Origin of the sequence: Dyella japonica DSM 16301 (assembly GCF_001010355.1) — a bacterium.
GTDB classification, from domain to species: Bacteria; Pseudomonadota; Gammaproteobacteria; order Xanthomonadales; family Rhodanobacteraceae; genus Dyella; species Dyella japonica.
In genome coordinates this window covers 20,339-35,591 of sequence record NZ_JPLA01000023.1, presented here as the reverse complement: position 1 = coordinate 35,591, position 15,253 = coordinate 20,339, and the positions used below count along the sequence as shown (strand labels likewise).

The 15,253-nt window shown below is 64.5% G+C and carries 11 protein-coding genes; 5 read left to right on the top strand and 6 right to left on the bottom strand.

Translation table 11 applies throughout. The features are described 5' to 3' along the window. Positions 1-18: 18 nt before the first annotated feature. The 3 genes from Y882_RS08810 to Y882_RS08800 form a co-directional block, all read right to left on the bottom strand. Positions 19-2,460: a TonB-dependent receptor gene (locus tag Y882_RS08810; protein WP_046971538.1), complete on the bottom strand. Its 2,442-nt coding sequence runs from the start codon at positions 2,458-2,460 to the stop codon at positions 19-21. A 366-nt stretch (positions 2,461-2,826) separates the two neighbouring features. After that, positions 2,827-5,268 (bottom strand): glycoside hydrolase family 3 protein, encoded by a 2,442-nt coding sequence (locus Y882_RS08805; protein ID WP_046971537.1) that lies wholly within the window; start codon positions 5,266-5,268, stop codon positions 2,827-2,829. A gap of 396 nt (positions 5,269-5,664) precedes the next feature. Then, the gene (locus Y882_RS08800) at positions 5,665-6,678 is read right to left on the bottom strand and encodes a LacI family DNA-binding transcriptional regulator (protein ID WP_046971536.1); all 1,014 of its coding nucleotides are present in this window, start codon (positions 6,676-6,678) and stop codon (positions 5,665-5,667) included. A gap of 299 nt (positions 6,679-6,977) precedes the next feature. Here Y882_RS08800 and Y882_RS08795 point away from each other — a divergent pair, with 299 nt between their 5' ends. Continuing rightward, the gene (locus Y882_RS08795; RefSeq protein ID WP_052949820.1) at positions 6,978-7,466 is read left to right on the top strand and encodes a hypothetical protein; all 489 of its coding nucleotides are present in this window, start codon (positions 6,978-6,980) and stop codon (positions 7,464-7,466) included. A gap of 70 nt (positions 7,467-7,536) precedes the next feature. Continuing rightward, positions 7,537-8,232, top strand: a complete 696-nt coding sequence (locus Y882_RS08790; protein WP_046971535.1) for a dienelactone hydrolase family protein — start codon at positions 7,537-7,539, stop codon at positions 8,230-8,232. A gap of 22 nt (positions 8,233-8,254) precedes the next feature. Here the strand turns inward: Y882_RS08790 and Y882_RS08785 are convergent, their stop codons facing one another. Continuing rightward, positions 8,255-9,103, bottom strand: a complete 849-nt coding sequence (locus Y882_RS08785; protein ID WP_046971534.1) for a LysR family transcriptional regulator — start codon at positions 9,101-9,103, stop codon at positions 8,255-8,257. A gap of 166 nt (positions 9,104-9,269) precedes the next feature. Here Y882_RS08785 and Y882_RS08780 point away from each other — a divergent pair, with 166 nt between their 5' ends. Next, on the top strand, positions 9,270-10,049 hold the full coding sequence (locus Y882_RS08780; RefSeq protein ID WP_156171379.1) for an alpha/beta hydrolase: 780 nt from the start codon (positions 9,270-9,272) through the stop codon (positions 10,047-10,049). Positions 10,050-10,113: 64 nt separating this feature from the next. Here the strand turns inward: Y882_RS08780 and Y882_RS08775 are convergent, their stop codons facing one another. Next, the gene (locus Y882_RS08775) at positions 10,114-11,298 is read right to left on the bottom strand and encodes an alpha/beta fold hydrolase (protein ID WP_244466305.1); all 1,185 of its coding nucleotides are present in this window, start codon (positions 11,296-11,298) and stop codon (positions 10,114-10,116) included. Between the two features lie 304 nt (positions 11,299-11,602). Here Y882_RS08775 and Y882_RS08770 point away from each other — a divergent pair, with 304 nt between their 5' ends. Continuing rightward, positions 11,603-12,724, top strand: coding sequence for a hypothetical protein (locus Y882_RS08770; protein ID WP_156171378.1), 1,122 nt, complete (start codon positions 11,603-11,605; stop codon positions 12,722-12,724). 181 nt (positions 12,725-12,905) lie between these two features. Next, positions 12,906-13,550: a hypothetical protein gene (locus Y882_RS08765; RefSeq protein WP_156171377.1), complete on the top strand. Its 645-nt coding sequence runs from the start codon at positions 12,906-12,908 to the stop codon at positions 13,548-13,550. Positions 13,551-13,602: 52 nt separating this feature from the next. Here Y882_RS08765 and Y882_RS08760 read toward each other — a convergent pair whose 3' ends face one another. After that, entirely contained in the window at positions 13,603-15,252 is a 1,650-nt protein-coding gene (locus Y882_RS08760; RefSeq protein WP_046971530.1) for a M20/M25/M40 family metallo-hydrolase, read from the bottom strand. Between the last annotated feature and the right edge of the window lies 1 nt (position 15,253).

The window sequence follows — 15,253 nt, the reverse complement described above, 5'->3', positions numbered from 1 at the left end:
GGGCCGCCCCGAACATCCTTAGAACCACACGCCCAGCTGCACACCGTAGGTGCGCGGCGCCAGGTACTGCGATACGTACTGCAGCGAACCATCAGACATCAGGAAGCGACCGGCGCTGGTGCGGATCTTTCCGTCGGAGATGTTCTGCACGTACGCGTTGACCCACCACTTGTCGCCCGGCTCGGTGTAGCGCAGCGAGAGGTCACCACGCGTATACGCCTTCTGCTGGTCGCCAGAACCGAGGTTGAAGTAGCTCAGCCACTGCGTGCTCTGGTACTGCGCGCTGACGCGCGGCGTGAGCCGGCCACCGTTGCCCAGATGGAAGTCATGCTCGTAGATCGCGGTGAGCGAGACATTCGGCGCATGCGGCAGATCGTTGCCGGTGACGTTGGCGCAGTTGGCCAGGTTGGACGCCGGCGGACAGGCGGGCAGGCCCTGGTAGTCGTTGCTGCCCGCGTAGATCAGCGTGCCGAGCTCCTTCTTCGGGATGGCCGAGAAGATCAGGTTGGCGCGATCGTCCTTGGTCTGGTACGCCAGCTCCGATTCGATGCCGAACACCTTGGTGCTGCCGGCCACGTTGGAGAAGCCCAGGCCATGGTTGCCATCCGGATACACGATGGGCGCGGACAGCTGGAAGTTCTTGAAGTCTTCGTAATAGACCGCCGAGTTCCAGGTCATGCGGCCATCGAGGAAGCTGAACTTGCTGCCGATTTCATAGTTGGTCAGCGTCTCGGGCTTGTACAGCGTGCCCGCGTCCTGCGTACCGCCAGACTTGTAGCCGGTGGAGACGCTGGCGTACAGCAGGCCGTTGGCGCCGACGTCGGTGTCCACGCGCACCAGCCAGGTCGGCTTGCTCTTGCTGTACTTGGCCGTATTGCGCTGCGAGATGCTGAAGCCGTTGGACGGATCCGGATACACGCCCGGCGAGATCGGCAACTGCGGCACGGTCGGATCGTAGTTCCAGCCCCAGTTGATGCCGCCCTTGTTTTCCTTGTCGTCATGCGACCAGCGCGCACCGCCGGTGAGGCGCCAGTGATCGGTCATATGCCACGTGGCCTGGCCGAACAAGGCGTACGACTCCACCGTTTCCTTCGGCTGGATGAAGGAGCCCTGCCAGTTCACGGAACCGTACTTGGTGCCGTTCATGATCGGGATGTCGAAGCGGATGTTGTTGTCTTCGTAGCCGTAGTACGCGCCGACGATCCAGTCCACGGTCTGCGGGCCGGTCGACTTCAGGTCCACTTCCTGGCTCCAGCTTTCATAGTTGGAGTAGTTGGTGCGGTCGTCCTGGTACACGCCATTGGTGGTGAAGCTGGTGGGCACGCTGACGCCGACGTCCTGGTCGAAGTCGCTCTTGCCCGAGTAGCGGTTGTAGCCGGCGATATAGCTCAGCTCCATGCCGTCGTTGATGTTCCAGTCCATGCGGCTGCGCACCGTCTTGGACGTGCGGTCCAGGTACGGCGCCGTGTCGATCAGCGCGGACCAGAACTCCTGACCCTGGCGCGGCGTCTGCATCAGGCTCATATCAGGCGTGCCGCGATCGAGGAAGTACTCGTACGACAGGTTCCACTTGAACGAATCGCTGGGCTGCCACAACGCGCTCACGCGTGCGGCGGACTGATCCTGCGAGTTGTACTTCGGACCGCCCTGCACGTACTGGCTCGGGTCGATCGGCTTGAAGTTGGCCAGCGTTCCGCCCGAAGCGGGCGAAGCCAGATACGCCTGCTGCTGCTGCGCGACGCTGGGCAGTTCGGTCGACGGGTTCTGGTAATCGACATAACCGTCGTGCTGCTCGTGCACCACCGCCACGCGCATGGCAAACGTGCTGCTGATCGGCAGGTTGAACGCGGCGCGCGCACCCAACTGGTTGTAGTTGCCCGCTTCCATCTGCGCATTGCCGTAGAAGCCCGCACTGATATCGGGTTTGGCCGTCTGGAAGCTGATCGCGCCGGCAGTGGAGTTGCGGCCCCACAGCGTGCCCTGCGGGCCGCGCAGCACTTCGACGCCATCCATGTCCAGCAGCAGGCCGGAGGCCGCTTCGGCACGCGGCGCGTACACGCCATCGACGAAGGTGGCCACTTCCGGATCGGCGTATTCGGTTTTCGCGCTGTCGTTGCCGATACCGCGCAAGGTCAGCGTGACCACGCCGTGGTCGCCCTGGCTGGTGCCCTGCAGGCCCGGCACGAGCTTGGTCAGATCCTGCACGGTCATCACGCGCTCTTTGTCGAGCGTGTCGGGCGTGATGGCGCTGACGGCGACGGGCGTTTTCTGGAGCAGCGTCTCGCTCTTGGTCGCGCTCACCGAAATCGCATCGAGCTGCTTCACCTTGCGCTCGCCTGGCGGCGCGGCATTTTGCGAAGACGCGCTCTGCGGCGCTGCATCCTGATCCGCCGCCAGCACCGCGCCAGGCGCGAGTACCAGGGACATGGCGATGTACAACGCCGAATAGCGCAACTTCATTTGGCTTCCCCTCAGTTCAATTCGGATTGTTGTTCGTCACCGCCCTCGACGGCGACTGGTTTGATGTCATCCCCGATGACAGCGCTGTCATTTAGATTGATGACAGCGCTGTCATGTGGATCATAGACCGGTTCCCCGGCAGAAGCTTGACGCGCGGCAGCAAGTGGGAAATCCCCCCGGAACCCTTGCTACAGCTCATTCTTGTCGATCAAGCGAACCGCCGAGACGCAGGTTTTGATGCAAGAGCAAATCGCCTTTCAGCCATCCATGGCCCGTTATCACTGACGCGTCCCTTCCTTTGGACGCTTTTCGGGAGGGCTTTGGCCGACCTCGCAAACTCCAGCCGGCCGGCCGATCGCCCTGCTTTCATTGCTTGACGCAATCGACCACCTGATCCACATCCGTACCGAGCGCCACGCGGGAAATCGCCACGTCGGTGCCCTTGCCGGCGCCCCACGCAAACGGCTGGTCGATGTGGTGCATGTCGGCGCCCGCTGCGCGGAAACACTTCAACGGCACGCCCACGCGTATCCACTGACCCGGCGGCAACGTCGCCAGCGTCTTGGCGAGCGGCACATGGCCCTTGCCCATGCCGACCCACACGTTCTGCGTGGGCATGGCGTCGACACGCAAGGTCGTCACCAGCAGCACATCGCCATTGGTCTCGCGATCCAGATCCAGCGGCGTGCGCGCGTGGATCGCCAGCTGGGCGTTGTCGCCGATCCAGCTGAAGCGGCGTGCATCCTCCTGCGCCTTGTAGTCGAGCGCGGCCATGTGCAGCGCGCCGTCCGGCGTGGTGGCCGGCGATACGTCGCCGGTCATCGATGCACCGTGCGTATCCACCAGCGTAAAGCTGTAACCATGCACGGCCTTGCCGCGATCGAGATAGTTGCCGATCGGGATCTGCTCGCCGCTGATGCCCGACACCTCCGATAGCTTGGGCACCGACCTGTGGTCGGCATAGCTGAGCCCATAGCCCAGCGCGAATTGCGGCTTGCCCTGCCCCACCACCGCCGTGCTCGGCCACGCATAGGCCAGCTTGCCGTGGAAGTCGTTGGCGATGCTGCCGTCGCGCTTGCGCAGCAGCACATCGGCGACGCCGCCACCCTCGCTGCCCGGCAACCATGCGGCGACAAAGGCGTCGGCCGCGTTGATTTCGCGATTGACCCACAGCGTACGGCCACTCAGGAACACGGCCACCACCGGTATGTGCTGCGCGCGCAGCTGGCGGATCAGTTCCAGCTCGTGATCGTCGCCGGGATGGAACATCAGGTTCGGGATATCGCCCTGGAACTCGGCGTAGGGATCCTCGCCGAACACCACCACGGCCACATCGGGCCTGGTCTTGAAATGGCCGTCCGTTTCGATTTCCACCGAACCGCCCGCCGCCGACACCTGCTCCGCGAAGCCTGCACCGATCGACTGCGCACCGGGGAAGTTGTCGTTCTTCAGCCCGGTGCCCTGCCAGTTGAGCGTCCAGCCGCCGCTCTGGCGCGAGATGTTGTCGGCACCGTCGCCTGCGATAAGGATGTGCTTGCGTGGATCGAGCGGCAGCAGGCCGCCGTTGTTCTTCAGCAGCACCATGGATTCGCGCACGGCACGGCGCGCGATGGCGCGATGGGCCGGGCTGCCCACGATTTCCGCGGCTTTCTGCACCACCGGCTGCGTTGACGGCGCGCCGGCCTCGAACAGGCCCGCGCGGAACTTCACGCGCAGGATGCGCGCCACCGCGTCGTCGAGCCGCGCCTGCGGAATCACGCCGGATTTCACTTCGGCCAGCGTGTGTTCGACCAGGCCGCGCCAGCTGTCCGGCGCCATCAGCATGTCCAGGCCGGCGTTGAACGAGGCCGGGCAATCGTCGTTCGCGCAACCGGGCACCTGGCCATGCGAATTCCAGTCGCCGACCACCAGGCCCTGGAAATCCATGCGCTGCTTGAGCACGTCGGTGATCAACGCCTTGTTGCCGGACATCTTGGTGCCGTTCCAGCTCGAGAACGAGGCCATCACGGTCTGCACGCCCGCATCGATGGCGGGCGGATAGCCGGCGGCATGAAGATCGCGCAGCGTCGCTTCGCTGATCTGCGCGTCGCCCTGATCCTTGCCGTTCCTGGTGCCGCCGTCGCCGACGAAATGCTTGGCCGAGGCGAGCACATGCATGCCATCGAGGAACTGCGGCGTACCGACCTTGCCCTGCAGGCCTTCCACCATCGCGGTGGCGTATTGCGCGACAAGCTTGGGGTCCTGCGAATAGCCTTCGTAGGCGCGGCCCCAGCGCACATCCTGCGGCACGGCGAGGGTCGGCGCGAAGCTCCAGTTGATGCCGGTGGCGCGCACTTCGGCCGCCGTGGCCTCGCCGATCTGACGGATCAGTTCCGGATCATGCGCATTGCCCAGCGCGGAGTTCTGCGGGAACAGCGTGGCACCAACGACGTTGTTGTGGCCGTGCACGGCATCGATGCCGAACAGCAGCGGGATCGACGGATGCGCACTGCCGTTGGGTTCCATCGATGCGCGATAGAACGCTTCGGACAAGGCCTGCCACTGCGCCACCGTGGCAGTGAGCTGCGCATTGGGCTTGGAATTTCCGCCGGCGAGGATCGCGCCGAGGTGGTACTTGCGCACGTCGTCCGGCGTCACGCTGAGGATATCGGCCTGAACCAGCTGACCGACTTTTTCCTCCACCGTCATCTTCGCCATCAAGGCGGCTACGCGCTGTTCCAGCGCCGCGTCCTTGGCAAACGGCCAGCTGGCGCGCGGCCAGCTGTCGGGATGCACGGTGGACGCGTCGTCGGCGGAAGCGACACTCATGGCGCAGGCCAGGGCCACGGCAAGAACGGTCGGTACACAACGCAATCGACGAACGGAAGCCCGCACGGCTCTCTCCAGCAGACAGGGGGGATGGCTCCCCCTCGGAGCCAGTCGGCACGGAGACTGACAGAAATGACAGCGCTGTCAATTTGCGATGCAGCACGCCGTGGACGGGGCGGCAGAGACCTCTCCTTGCCGACATTTTCTTTTTAAATCAGGTCATTATGCGAAGTCGAGGCGTTTGCTTCGCAAAATGATCCGTTGAGGGAGGCCCGTCGCGCACAGGGTGCGCTCCCACAAGGGATAGGCAGGCTCTCCCTGTGGGAGCGCACCCTGTGCGCGACTCGGGCCTGCCTCGGACCAAGGCCGGAGCGGCGGTACGCCTACCCGAAGTCCCTAAGGCGCCTTGGAGGTCGATTCGCGCAGCTGGAGCGCGTACGGCACCTGCACCAGCAGGCCGTCGCCGCGTCCACGCAACACTTCCATCAACTGCAGCGCAGCCAGCTTGCCCATCTCGCGGCTGGGCTGGCGCACGGTGGTCAGCGGCGGCCACAGCTGGGTGGCCAGCGGGGTGTCATCGAAGCCGCAGACGGAAAGATCGCGCGGCACTTTCAATCCACGCTCATTGGCCGCCCACATGACGCCCGCAGCCATGTCGTCGTTCGCGGCAAAAATCGCCGTGGGCTGCTCGGGCAAGGCAAACAGCTCGCGTGCGGCCAGCACGCCCGAACCGAACGAGAACTCACCTTGCACCACGTATTGCGGATCGAACGGCAAGCCTGCGGTCGCGAGCGCTTCCTTGTAGCCGGCCATGCGCCAGCGGCTGGCACCGTGATTGGCGATGCCCACGATATGCGCGATGCGCCTGTGACCCAGTTCCACCAGGTGCATCACCAGGGCCTTGGCTGCCTGCTGCTCGTCCATGCACACGCCGATGGACGCTTCGCGATGCACCGGCGAAATGCTCGAATGCGGCACGCCGTGTTCCTTCAGGCGCTGCAGCAGCGGCGCGTAGTCGGTGAGCGGCGGCGTCATGATCACGCCTTCGATATGGTGATCGAACACCAGCGCATCGACACGACGGATGAAGTCCTGCCCGCGCATGCGCAGCGGGCAGGCCATCATGCTGTAGCGGTGGGCGTCGCAGGCATCGAGCACGCCGTCCTGCACCTCGGCCAGATAGGTCGAGGCTGGGTTGTCGTTGTTGTCATAAAGCATCGCCACCAGGAACGAGCGGCTGCCCGCCAGACCACGCGCCGCCGGGCTGGGGCGGTAGTTCATCGACTCCATCGCCGCCAGCACCTTCTGGCGGGTGGATTCCTTCACCGAGGATTCTTCGTTGAGAACGCGGGAAACCGTTTTTGGCGAGACACCCGTTGCGCGTGCTACATCTTCGAGGCGGACCCGCATGACTTCTCCCAACGGCGAACTGCTGCTGCCCGACCAATATGCCCTTTGCGCCCGGCGGTTTACAAGAACTGGCGCGCCACCGGGCCGCTGTCACCTGCGTTTCACAACACGCCCCTCCGGTTATACCCACAGACGGATTGAGGCCAGGCCGGCGACGGGCGCATAGTGGGCAGCGGGCGGCCAGGGGACCGTCCGAGCAACCAAACGCAACGCAACAGCTTATGGCGGCATCGCGATGCATCGCCCCTGCGCGAGCCGTGCCCACGTTTGTTTCCGCGACACCACCACGGAGCGCCTTGATGAATACACCACTGGGTTGGCTTACCGCTTTCCACACGCTGATCAGTCTCGTCGCGACCATCGTCGGCCTCTGGGCCATACGCGACCTGATGGTCGGCCGCTATCGCTCGGGCGCCATCACGAGCTTCCTCTGGACGGCAGTCATCACCAGCGTCACCGGGTTCTTCTTTCCGTTCCATGGCGTCACGCCGGCCATCGTGGTGGGCGTGATCGCCCTGATCGTGCTGGCCTGGACAGTGATGGCAAGGCGCTCGATTGGCCGCTCCGGCTTCTGGACCGCGCAGTTTCCCATCGGCATCGTGATCAGCGAGTACTTCCTGATGTTCGTCCTGGTCGCGCAGATTTTCGCGAAGTTGCCGGTGTTGAACGCGCTGGCGCCGGATCTGAAGCAGAAGCTGTTTGGTGCCACCGAACTGGTGGTGTTGATTGTCTTCATCGTGGTTGCCGTGCGCGCCACCAAATCCTTCAGGGTGCGCGCCGTCGCCTGAGGCCACGTCATCCTGCAGGGTCTGCCACGTCGCCCGCTGGTACGGGGGCGACACATCTTCGGAGTACGTCATGGGCGAGTACCACACGCTTTCAACGGCCGACGGCAGCTTTCGGCTCTACATCGACTATCCCGACCACACCCCTGCGCCAGCCGTGGTGGTGCTGCAGGAAATCTTCGGCATCAACAACGACCTGCGGCAGTCCTGCCGCGAACTGGCGGAACAAGGCTTCATCGCGATCTGCCCGGACCTGTTCTGGCGACAGGAGCCTGGCCTGGATTTGAACGAGTGGTCGGAACAGGACTGGAAAAAAGGCCTCGCGCTGTATGCGGCGTACGACTTCGACGCCGGTGAGCGCGACGTCGAAGCGGTGGTCGCAGCCGCACGCAAGCTGGAAGGCGCCAATGGCAAGGTCGGCGTGATGGGCTATTGCCTCGGCGGCCTGATGACCTACCTCACCGCCGCGCGCTCAAGCATCGACGCGGGCGTGGAGTACTACGGCGGCGGCACCGAGAAATACCTGGCCGAAGCGCCCGCCATCGATGAGCCGTTGATGATGCACCTGGGCGAGGAAGACGAGTTCATTTCCAAGGATGCACAGGCGAAGATCAAGGCCGCGTTCGCCAACAAGGGCAACGTGACGATCTACAGCTATCCCGGTTGCAGCCACGCCTTTGCCCGGCATACCGGCACGCATTACGACGCGAACGCTGCCACGCTGGCGAACGGGCGCACCTATGAATTCCTGCACCAGCATCTCGCCTGAAGCGTAGCGCGCGAGGGAGCGCTCACAGCTCCTTCGCCGCGTCCGCGAGCACATGCTCCAGCGCCTGCGCCGCCTGCGAGATCGATGGCTGCCGGTCGATCACGTAATCGAGCACGCCCAGCGGCGGAAGATCCTCGGCCAGCGGCACGATGCCTTCGGGCATGGCATAGCCGGTGAATGCGGCCACGCCCAGGCCGGCCATCACCGCGGCCTGGATCACCATGATGCTGCTGCTCACGACGGCGACGCGGTACGAACGGTTGGCCGCCTTCAAGGTCTCGAACATGCGCGAACGCGTGATGCTCGGTTCGGGATGGACGGCCAAAGGCAGCACGGCCTCATCGCCACGCACCGGCGATGACGCGCCGGTGCACCAGTGCAGCGGCTCGCTCTTCACCACATAGCCGCGTTGGCTGCCGCTGAGGCGCTTGGCAAACACGAGGTCGTGCTTGTTCTCGTCGAGTTCGCGAAACAGATCGCCGCTGAGCCCCGTGCGTATCACCAGCTCCACCTCCGGATTGCGCCGCACGAAACTGCCCAGCGCACCGGCCAGGCGCGAGGAGGCGAAGTCCTCCGGCAGGCCCAGGTGCACCGTGCCGTTCAACGGCGGTCCGCACACGGTGGTCATCGCCTCGTCCATCAGATCGAGAATTCGCACGGCATAACGATGCAGCGACTCGCCCTGGTGCGACATGCGCACGTTGCGCGTATCGCGTTCGAACAGGGGCACGCCCACCAGATCCTCCAAGCGCCGGATGTGCTGGCTGACGGTCGATTGCGACAGGCACAGCTGCTCGGACGCCGCGGTAAAGCTCGCGGTCTGCGCCACGACGACAAAGCTGCGAAGGAGTTCGGTGGGTAACGGTCTCATCGCAAAACCCTCTCAATCGGCGCTGGATTCTTCATAAATCGACGCATCCGGCTGGGCTAGGCTGTGTCCATCCGGGAAACATGCCGTTCGTACCCGGCCATGACTGCAAAGCCTTCGATGGCGCAGGGACGCCATCACCCCACTCCCCTGTCGAGAGGTTATCCCCGTGAACAAGCGTTCCTTCCACTTCAACGTCCTGGCTGCCGCACTGCTGCTCGGCACCGTCGCTGCCGGTCCCGTGCTGGCCGCCGAGCCCGTGCACAACATCGTCCTCGTGCATGGCGCATGGGTCAACGGCAATGGCTGGAAACCCGTCTATGACATCCTGGTGAAGGACGGCTACCACGTCTCCGTTGCCGAGCATCCGCTCACATCATTCAACGACGATGTGACAGCCGTGAAACGCATCGTGGACATGCAGGACGGTCCCACCATCCTCGTGGGTCATAGTTACGGCGGTGCCTTGGTCACCGATGTGGGCAACGATTCGAAAGTCGTGGGCCTGGTGTATATCGCCGCGCATGCGCTCGACCAGGGCGAAACCGAAGTGGCGAACGGGAAGAAATTCCCCAGCGCCACCAGTCAAACGACCGACATCAAGAAGACGGCCGACGGCTTCCTCTATCTCGACCCGGCGCATTACCCGGCCGACTTCGCCGCGGACCTGCCGCCGCAGCAGGCACAGTTCGAAGCGAACGCTCAGGAACTGACGGCCGCTTCCGTCTTCGCCGCGCCGGCCGGCCATCCCGCGTGGAAGGACAAGCCCAGCTGGTACGCCGTGGCCACGGCCGATCGCATCATCAATCCGGACCTGGAGCGCATGTACGCCAAGCGCGCCGGCAGCCATACCATCGAAGTCAAGGGCGCCAGCCACTCGGTCTACGAGTCGCATCCGAAGGAAGTGGCGGCGCTGATCGAGGATGCCGCCAAGCACGCCGGCACCTGAATCGTTGGAGAAGTCACCGAGGCGTCGTGCGCGCAACGCACGACGCCTCGTTCGTGTCCGCGGCTCAGCGATCGCGGGTCACTTCCGCCGGTGCCGCATCACCCACCTTCTGCGCCAGCGGCAGTGCATCGCTCACCAGGTGCACGAGGAAGCGGCCGGGCTGCTCCTGCATCATCATGTGCGCGGAGTCGGCGAAGATCACCAGGTGCTTGGACGGCGCCTTGAGATCGCCAAACCATTTTTCGGCGGTTTCGTGCGGCGTGGTGTAGTCATGCGCACCTGCGTACACGATCACCGGCAGCTTGAAGTCGGTGACCTGATCGAAGTTCACGTCCAGCAGCGGATCGAGCAGATGGGTGAGCGAGAACAGGCTGCCCTTGTCGATCGCATCGAGGTCTGCGCGGTTGTAATCGGGCGAGAGTTCTTCGGCGTCCACGTCGAACTGGAAATCCTTGCGGCCCCAGGCCAGGCCGCCGTAGTACATCTCCCACTTGCCGCGCACACCGATGCGCTCGAAGGTGAGCTTGGTGTCGCCCGGATACGGCCCGATGGATTCCAGTTCCGCGATGGCCTTGGTGTTGTTCTCGGCCTTGGCCCGACCCAGCGCGTAGTTGTAGCCGATCGCTTCGTTGCGACGGCCGTTCACCACCTGGCCCACCGAGATATACGCGTAGAACCAGTCCGGATGCAGCTGGGCGAGATGCACGCCGAGCACGGTGCCCCAGGAATGGCCGAGCAGGAAGATCTTCTGCTTGTGGTAGTGCTCGCGCAGGTATTGGGCGACCTGGGCAGCATCGTCAGTCATGCCATCCACCGTCATGCCCGGCGCCATCGCCGCTTCGGTGTTCGCGCGATAGGTCTTGCCGGAGCCGCGCTGGTCCCACTGCACGACAGTGAAGTAATCCTCCCACGGCGTCTGGAAGGTGTAGCCCTCGGGCATGGCCGGCGAGGCCGGGCCGCCGTGCAGGAACAGCAGGATGGGGTTGCGGCGATCCTTGCCGCGCACCGAGATCCATTGGTCGATGCCGTTGATGTGCAGCTTGATCTTTTCGTCGATGCCCTGCGGCGTCAAGATCATGCGATTGCTGTCGAGGATGCGGCGCACTTCGTCGCGCGAAATCATCGATGGGTCCGCCTTGGTCGCGGATGCCGCGGGCTTGGCCGGTGCATCGTCGGCGCGGACGCGATCGACGGGCGCGCCGATCGCGAGCAACAAGGTGGCGAACAGGGATGCGCGCAAGATATTCAAGTCAGCTCTCCTGGCTGGTGTGTTTGGCTTACCGCCGAGCCCCTCGCCCGGTCGGATGCGGTTGGCCTGCCTGGGCAAGCCGTCACGGGCATATCAGCAAACGGCGTGCCAAGCCGTGAAACACCGCGGATCAGCGACTTACGCACGCCGCGTCGAGCTGCGGCCGCGTCCGCGGACAAACGCGCGGACGTCCGGCGGTGTCCGCCCCCTGCGCGCGCGATGCCAGTGCCGCCTTACTTCCTCTTCACTCGCGAGACATCCGCCTTGAAGCACACTTGCCGACCTCTGTCGCAGGATCAGCCGCGTGCCAGTCGTTCAAGTTCAACGCCATGCCGGCGCTCGCCGTCACCGTACGCTCTATGTGGCCAGCACCTTGCTGGCGAGCCTTATCGCGGTCCAGGCGCATGGCGAGTCTCCTTCACGCGGTGGATCGCAGAGTTCGGGCAGTGAGCAACTCGCCGTGCAGGTCAACGATGACCGCATGACGATCTCGGTGGCCAAGGTGCCACAGATCTATCTGTATGGAACGATCGATGCGGGCGCGGCGCAACGCGTGCAGGCGATGATCCAGTCGCGCCGGATTCCGCCGAACAGCGATATCTATCTCAACTCGCCCGGCGGCGACGTGGCTGCAGGCATCGCGCTGGGCCGGCTGTTTCGCGCCGGCAATATGACCACGCATCTGGGTTCGCCGCGCAAGACGGCGCGCCAGCCCATCGTGCCGAAATCGTCGCAATGCGTGAACGCCTGTGCGTATGCCTATGCCGGTGGACTCTTCCGTTGGGCGCCCACCGGCAGCGATCGCTTTGGCGCGCAGCCGCTGCCGGGCACGGCCACGCCCAGCACCGACGCCGCGGCCTACCTCAAGGACATGGGCGTGGATCCCCAGGTGTTCGGCGCCGCAACCAGCGGCGAAGTCACTTGGCTCAACGCCGATCAAATGCTGGCGAACGGCCTCTCGAACAACGGGCGCCTGCTGCCCACGGCGGTCAACAGTCCCGTGAGCAATGTCGCCTCGATCTCGCTCACGCAGGTGACGCGCGAAGGCGAGCATCGCATCACCCTGCAATGTCGCCCTGATGGCCTCACCATCACGGCGTATTACGCCATCGGCGCCGACCGTGCCCGCCAGATGGTGGCGCGCGCCACGCATTCGTACTTCGAGATCAACGACCAGCCCGTCACCAGCGGCGATCGCGTCAGCGCATCGGCGGTCGACCAGTCGGTGGTGGTCAGCCAGCCGCTGGCCCTCACGCAGCTCAACCAGTTGCTGTCCGCCCACCTGATGGCCGCATGGCTGGCCGATCGGGGCGGCGCGGTGCGCTACGGTTTCTGGATGTCGCTCGATCCGGTGCGCAAGGACCTGCGCACGTACGGCAACAATTGCGAGTATCTCGCCAAGCAGGCGGGCGCGAAGAAGGGCTGAGCACATGCATGGGCGGACGTCCGCCCTGCGTCCGCGGACAGTGCTGCCGTGTCGATCCCTCCGTCGCGATGACGGTGCCAGGCCATGTGCGAGCCGCATGAACCGTGGCACGCTTGTTGCGACACCACCTGGCAGCAGGACGATGTCCTGCCCCAATCCCGCGGAAACGAAGAGGTGAGTCATGTGGAAAACGATGGCAACGCTGTCGCTCGCGCTGGCCTGCGCGCTGCCGGCGCTCGCGGCGGAACCGGAGCGGACGGTGAGCGGCAGCACCGTCACTTCGACGCACGATCCGAAGATACGCGTCGATTTGCCGGCCACGGCGACCTACGTGGGCTCGGATCGCTGGATGCTGCTGGGCTTTGACGATTGCGAGATGCACGTCTTCGTCGACGCCGGGCCGGACAAGCGCATCCAGCGGCTGTACTGGGTGCAATTCGAGGCTTACATACCCGAACGTCCTGAGCTGCACCACGACTACTCGGGCTCGCGCCACATCACCATCAACGGCCTGGACTTCTATCTCGACACCTGGGTGCAGGACGCCGGGCAACCGGCCGAGAAGGATTCCGATGGCGATCACCAGCGTCGCCTGCTCGCCGCCAAGGGTTATCAACGGCCGGCCAATGCGATGTACGTGCGGCTCGTGTATCTGCCCGATGCACAGAAGCGCAAGGAACTGATGGTGATCTACGGCGAGGATCTCGCCCCGACCGGCTTCACTGCCGCGCAACTGGGCGAACACGGCACGGCGCACGATCGCTGGCCGGCGATCGAGAAGGCGCTGATTGACCGCGCGCAGCAACGTGTGTCGTTCAAGCCGTAAACGAAAACACCCCGGCGCGCCGGGGTGTTTTCATGACCAATGTACCGCCCGATTACGGTGATTTCTCGCTGCCCGGATGCGACACGAAGCGCGGCGGCGTGGCTTCGTTGGCGAACTGCCAGGTGCTCAGGTAGGCCAGCTTGAGGATCTTGGCCATCTTCGGATAGTCGATCTTCTCGGCCGTATCGCTGGGGTGGTGATAGTCCGGATGGAAGCCGGTGAACCACCAGAACGCCGGCACATTGTGCAGCACGAACGGGAACTGGTCGGAGCGGAAGAATACGTTCAAGGCGTATTCGTGATCGAAACGATCATCGAGCACCAGGCCCACCTCGCCATTGGCCTTGGCCACCGTGCGCTGGTAGTCCGGGCTGTACGCGGCGCCGATCAGATTCAGGCGATTGCTGGTATCGGCCGGAATCTCGATCAGGCCATCGGTCTGCGGGCTGGGCTTCTCGTCGCGGCCGATCATGTCGAAGTTGATCATGGCGCGCGTGGTGTCGAGCGGGCGCAGCGGATGCGCGGCCAGATAGTACGCACCCAGCAAGCCGCGCTCTTCAGCGGCAAACACGGCGAACAGGATCGAACGCTTGGGCTTGGTTGGGTTGGCGCCGAAGGCACGAGCGAGCGTGACCACGCCCACGGTACCGGATGCATTGTCATCGGCGCCGTGCCAGATCTTGTCGCCGGCCTGGCCGTCGTGATCGTGATGCGCACTGATGATGATGGTCTCGGGCGCCAGCTTCGGATCGCTGCCCTCGATCAGGCCCACTGCATTCCAGGTGGTGGCTTCGCGGCGCGAGCTGTTCTTCAGGTGCAGGCTGATGGTGGTATCGGGCAGGGCCTGCGAGCGCGGCTTGAGGTCGCCATCGATGCCGGCCTGCAGCGCCTTGGCGGTGCTGCCGCTGGTGCCCAGCAACGCGTCTTCCACTTCGGCCGAGATCACCATGCTCGGTATGTGCACCGGGCTATCCGCCAATGCCTGGGCGGGAATCGGGTTCGCGGCGTGCTCGGCCTGGTGACCGATGCGCTTGCGCACCTCCAGCTGCGAGGGATGATTGTGCGACGGCTCGGGCGCCAGCAGCACCGCCACCGCACCGTGCTCCTGCGCGTTCAACACCTTCACGTAACCGGTCGCGTAGCGCGTATTGCCGGTGCCATTGAAGATCGACTTCGGATCGGTCTCCTGCGGCTCGTGATCGAATACCACCACCACCTTGCCCTTCACATCGAGGCCGGCGTAATCGTCATAGCCCAACTCCGGCGCGGTGATGCCGTAGCCGGCAAACACCACCGGTGCGGACACGTCCTGATCGGTGGGGAAGGCGCCAGAGACTTCCGGATCCTTCCATTCGATGTCCTTGCCGCCACGCTTGAGCGTCAGGCGCGTGGCCTTGCCATCAGGGCGGTACTCGATCAACGGCACGGCCTGCAGGAAACTCGGCTGCCCCTGTGCATCGGTGGCCGCGGGCTTCAATCCGGCCTTGGCGAATTCCGAGGCGATCCACTGCACCGACGCATCGTCGCCCGGCTGCAGCGAGAGACGCCCTTGCAGGGCATCCGATGCGAGAAACGTGATGTCCGCACGCAAGTCGCCCTGGCGAATCTGCGCTAGGCCCGGCTGCTCGGTAGCGGGAACCGCGGCCAGCGCGGTGGTGGTCAGGCTCGCGGCTAGCGCGAAGGCGAGAAACGTGCGGGACATG

What these genes read in the sequence shown, in the direction of transcription:
- Y882_RS08800 (WP_046971536.1), bottom strand. Translation starts at nt 6,678, where the DNA reads ATGCGGGTCCGCCTCGAAGATGTAGCACGCGCAACGGGTGTCTCGCCA.
- Y882_RS08760 (WP_046971530.1), bottom strand. Translation starts at nt 15,252, where the DNA reads ATGTCCCGCACGTTTCTCGCCTTCGCGCTAGCCGCGAGCCTGACCACC.
- Y882_RS08765 (WP_156171377.1), top strand. Translation starts at nt 12,906, where the DNA reads ATGTGGAAAACGATGGCAACGCTGTCGCTCGCGCTGGCCTGCGCGCTG.
- Y882_RS08785 (WP_046971534.1), bottom strand. Translation starts at nt 9,103, where the DNA reads ATGAGACCGTTACCCACCGAACTCCTTCGCAGCTTTGTCGTCGTGGCG.
- Y882_RS08810 (WP_046971538.1), bottom strand. Translation starts at nt 2,460, where the DNA reads ATGAAGTTGCGCTATTCGGCGTTGTACATCGCCATGTCCCTGGTACTC.
- Y882_RS08795 (WP_052949820.1), top strand. Translation starts at nt 6,978, where the DNA reads ATGAATACACCACTGGGTTGGCTTACCGCTTTCCACACGCTGATCAGT.
- Y882_RS08790 (WP_046971535.1), top strand. Translation starts at nt 7,537, where the DNA reads ATGGGCGAGTACCACACGCTTTCAACGGCCGACGGCAGCTTTCGGCTC.
- Y882_RS08805 (WP_046971537.1), bottom strand. Translation starts at nt 5,268, where the DNA reads ATGAGTGTCGCTTCCGCCGACGACGCGTCCACCGTGCATCCCGACAGC.